Source organism: Okeania sp. SIO2B9, from assembly GCF_010672505.1.
GTDB classification, from domain to species: Bacteria; Cyanobacteriota; Cyanobacteriia; order Cyanobacteriales; family Microcoleaceae; genus Okeania; species Okeania hirsuta.
Map to the genome: position 1 here is coordinate 1 of NZ_JAAHGK010000843.1, position 3,454 is coordinate 3,454.

The window sequence follows — 3,454 nt, forward strand, 5'->3', positions numbered from 1 at the left end:
AATATCTGATGCCTCATCCTCATCTATATTTTCAATTTCCTCCAAACGTTTTTGATAAGCTGCTATTTGATATTCAATTGCCTCAACAATAAATTGTGTTGCTTTATAAGATAAAATCATGTCCGGTAGCATCGGAGCGTGTATAAAATTAAGGTGACAATAGGATAAAACCTTCTGCCTCCTGCCTCCTGCCTTCCTTCCAGCAAAGTCTAATTATTCAACCGGACATGATATAATTTCATAGTTAAATTTCCTTCGTTTACTAATTGGGTAAAATGTTAGCCTACTAAAATAATCATTACTACCTTTTTATAGCTTAGGTTATCTTTTTAAAATATGTTCCTATTTCTCTAAGAACTGCTTTATATTTTTCTAATGGCATAGTATAACTTGGAGTCCATAACCAGTGATTATTGTAATCATTAATCAGCGTTAGTGCTGAAGGAATCTCGGTATCTCGTTCTAATTTCCACCAGTTTTTACCGCCTCTGGGAACTGCAAATGTGGAGATACCACCTTCAAAACTGCTATTAACCCAAATTTCTTTATCAATAACGTAAGTAGCAATATCTTTACTGCGGACGTTATCCATATAAATCAATAGGTGTTTTTGCCATTAAGCATGAATTTCTAATAATCTTTATTTAAAAATAATACTACTAACTTAATAAAGTAACAGCAATATTATTATTAATCCGTGCCCTACTTGCGTAGCGCTATATTACTTTTGAAAATTACTGAAACTCCCCTAATAACCAACCCCCTATCTGTGCTTGGTCTTCCGTGCGACTGCGACTTAAAGCAGTTTCCAATATATCAATACTTAACCCTGGTAAAACTGCCGACTCCCGAATACGCCTGCTACCATTATTACCAATAATCGCAAAAGCAATAATTTGTGCTTTTTGTACATCTACCACCCAGTATTCTGCTACTTGTATTTCCTCGTAAAGTAACCTTTTGTGACCAATATCATCAGCTAAAGTAGAGTCAGCAACTTCTATAACTAAATCTGGCGGTGGCGTAGTGTCGAGGTTAGTAATGGCTGTTCCTTTTGGAGCCAAGTCTGCTCGTTTCCCAATATAATAAGATATATCTGGTTGACACTCTCTGATACCTGTCATTCTATAGCTACAGTTATCTAAACTATTAAAAGCAAGACCTTTGATAGTGCAAAAAAGATTAATTGCAAATAGAATAATTGCATTATTTCTGGAGTGGTCAGGTCCTATTGGCATAGTTTCAATTCTGATTTGCTCGTTGTGGTAATAGCATTTAGCTTTTTTATAAGCAGGATTATTTGCCATTTCGATGAATTCATCCCAGGTAGCGATCGCCCATGTATTTGTTGGCAGATTTGTTTTGATGGTACTCATAGAAACTCCTTTTTTAACCCAAATCAAGATGTTGATTTAATTCTCCAGTACATTCTCAAATAAGATTTTATAGCGCTGCGCGCAGGCAACAGGCAACAGGCAATAGGCAACCCACCCCTAACCCCTCCCAGGAGGGGAATAAAAAGCCGTTTGCGCAAGCATTCCGTAGGAATCATATAAGACTTTTAGCTATTGGGCACCTCCTGCAATTTATAAATATACCAGCGCGCACTGCTATATAACGTCTTTCCCCTTGTTCCTTAAGACCTACGGACGTTGCATACACCATCTATCGGGCCGTTCGCCCCTACTCCCTACTCCCTACTCCCTTGAGTGTAGTGAGAGTCTTAATTAAGGAAACTCTCCAAAGTTGCAGCTACTACCCTATGATCTTCATCTTTGCTCAAATAACTTAAAGCTGCTTTTGCTTGAGGGTTTTCAAATCTCCTTAACGCCTGAACAACTCGTAACCGGGTCATCCAAGATTTGGCACTGACAAAATCTAAAAGTTTTTGTAAAGCTTCAGTTTCTTTAATTGTTCCCGCCAAAGCACCTAAAGCATGAATGGCAGCTTCCTTGACAGTCAAATCTTCACCTGCGATCGCACAAATACATGCTTCATAGAGTGCTTCAGGAAATGGCATTTCTGTAAGAGGAGCAAGAATACTCCGACGCACTAACCAATTATCGTCTTGACGGAATGTTTCCAGTAAATGAGGAATTGACTCTTCTCCAAACTTAGATAGGGAGTTTGCAGCTTCAGCTCGCACATTGTAGTCTTGGTCATTTTTCATCATTTCCAGTAAGATTTTAAATGATTCTGGACTGCGTTTATTGCCCAATCCCATTGCTACAAATGAACGTACTATAAATTCTGGGTCGCGCTGTCTAGTTATGAGCAAAGGAATTGCTATTTCGCTTTCATAATTTCTCAACTCGGTCAGTGCTTTGAGTCTCTCTTGAGAATCAGAGCTATTTAAGTATAACTGAATTTGCTTCATTTCCATGTTAAGGCTTCCTTAATTTTATTTACGTTTCTTTACAAATACTAGCAACTAATCCCTAAATCTGGGATGATAAATTTCAGAAAAATACAAAAATTGATGAGAAAGTCATTATGTCTGAAACTATAGAAGCCAATACTTCAACACCAAAAGTTCAAGAAATAGAAGAAGTAATCACAGGTTTAGAGCAATTGAAAGAGCGTATTGTCAATGACACTATAGAAACAGCGAAAAAAGTTAAGATGCCTAAAGCCAAGGTAATGGCCAAGTTGGAACAACATCCAGAATTGTCCTTTATTGATAAAACCCTGAAAGAGCTGCGTTTACAACAACCTACACCTTTAACTGAAGCTGCCAAACAATTAATTCCTAAAGCGAGAATAGTTAGTTTTAAAACTTGGGAAGAGGTTTTACCAACAGAAGTAATTCAACTATTTCAAATGGCTGATGATGAAGGTCGTTATTTAACAGATGATGATTTACAGGTACTCAAAAATTATGCAAAAATGCCAACTTTTTCTCTTGAAGCTGCTAGTTTACTTCGAGATTGTGCAGCAGAAATAGTTGATGAAGCTAGGGAAAAAGTATTAGCAAAATATCCGAATATTACAGCAGAAGGAGGCGATTTATATCCACCAGCACGAGCCGAAGCTTGTTGGCGAGACTTCTGGCATTTTTTACGTTGTATTACTTATGGAATTGCTGGCGATCGGACAGATTTTACCAGTGCTGAAGGTCTGCATTATATGAATTTACTTTATCAAGAATTGCTTGTACCACTATCAGCAATGGTGTTAGGTTTAGAAGCAATTAAAACGGCTAGCTTAAAAAGATTTTCCGAGGAAAAACAAGCAGAATTAGCTCCTTATTTTGACCATTTAGTTAGTAAATTACAGCAGTTTTCTACTTGTTGAAGAAGGAGTCAGGAGTCAGGAGTCAGGAGTCAGGAGGGAAGAAATTCCAGTAGTGGACTGACACACCTAATTTTTTGCATTAGGGAGTAGAGGAGTAGGGGAGTAGGGGAGATAAAGACACCTAGAAATAACAATCTATTGCACAGTTTTAGCTGTGTCA

General features: G+C 37.6%; 4 protein-coding genes. 1 reads left to right on the top strand and 3 read right to left on the bottom strand.

Annotation, left to right across the window (positions count from 1 at the left end; translation table 11 throughout):
• Nucleotides 1-316: 316 nt before the first annotated feature.
• The 3 genes from F6K13_RS24325 to F6K13_RS24335 all read right to left on the bottom strand — a co-directional run bounded on the left by F6K13_RS24325 (nt 317) and on the right by F6K13_RS24335 (nt 2,383).
• Nucleotides 317-592, bottom strand: a complete 276-nt coding sequence (locus F6K13_RS24325; RefSeq protein ID WP_205127284.1) for a hypothetical protein — start codon at nt 590-592, stop codon at nt 317-319.
• A 142-nt stretch (nt 593-734) separates the two neighbouring features.
• The gene (locus F6K13_RS24330; RefSeq protein ID WP_124143939.1) at nt 735-1,376 is read right to left on the bottom strand and encodes a Uma2 family endonuclease; all 642 of its coding nucleotides are present in this window, start codon (nt 1,374-1,376) and stop codon (nt 735-737) included.
• Nucleotides 1,377-1,723: 347 nt separating this feature from the next.
• Nucleotides 1,724-2,383, bottom strand: a complete 660-nt coding sequence (locus tag F6K13_RS24335) for a HEAT repeat domain-containing protein (RefSeq protein WP_124143938.1) — start codon at nt 2,381-2,383, stop codon at nt 1,724-1,726.
• Nucleotides 2,384-2,493: 110 nt separating this feature from the next.
• On the opposite strand from F6K13_RS24335, the gene F6K13_RS24340 reads away from it, so the two are divergent.
• Complete coding sequence (locus F6K13_RS24340; protein WP_240038838.1) at nt 2,494-3,294, top strand: phycobilisome protein; 801 nt, start codon at nt 2,494-2,496, stop codon at nt 3,292-3,294.
• Nucleotides 3,295-3,454 lie beyond the last annotated feature (160 nt).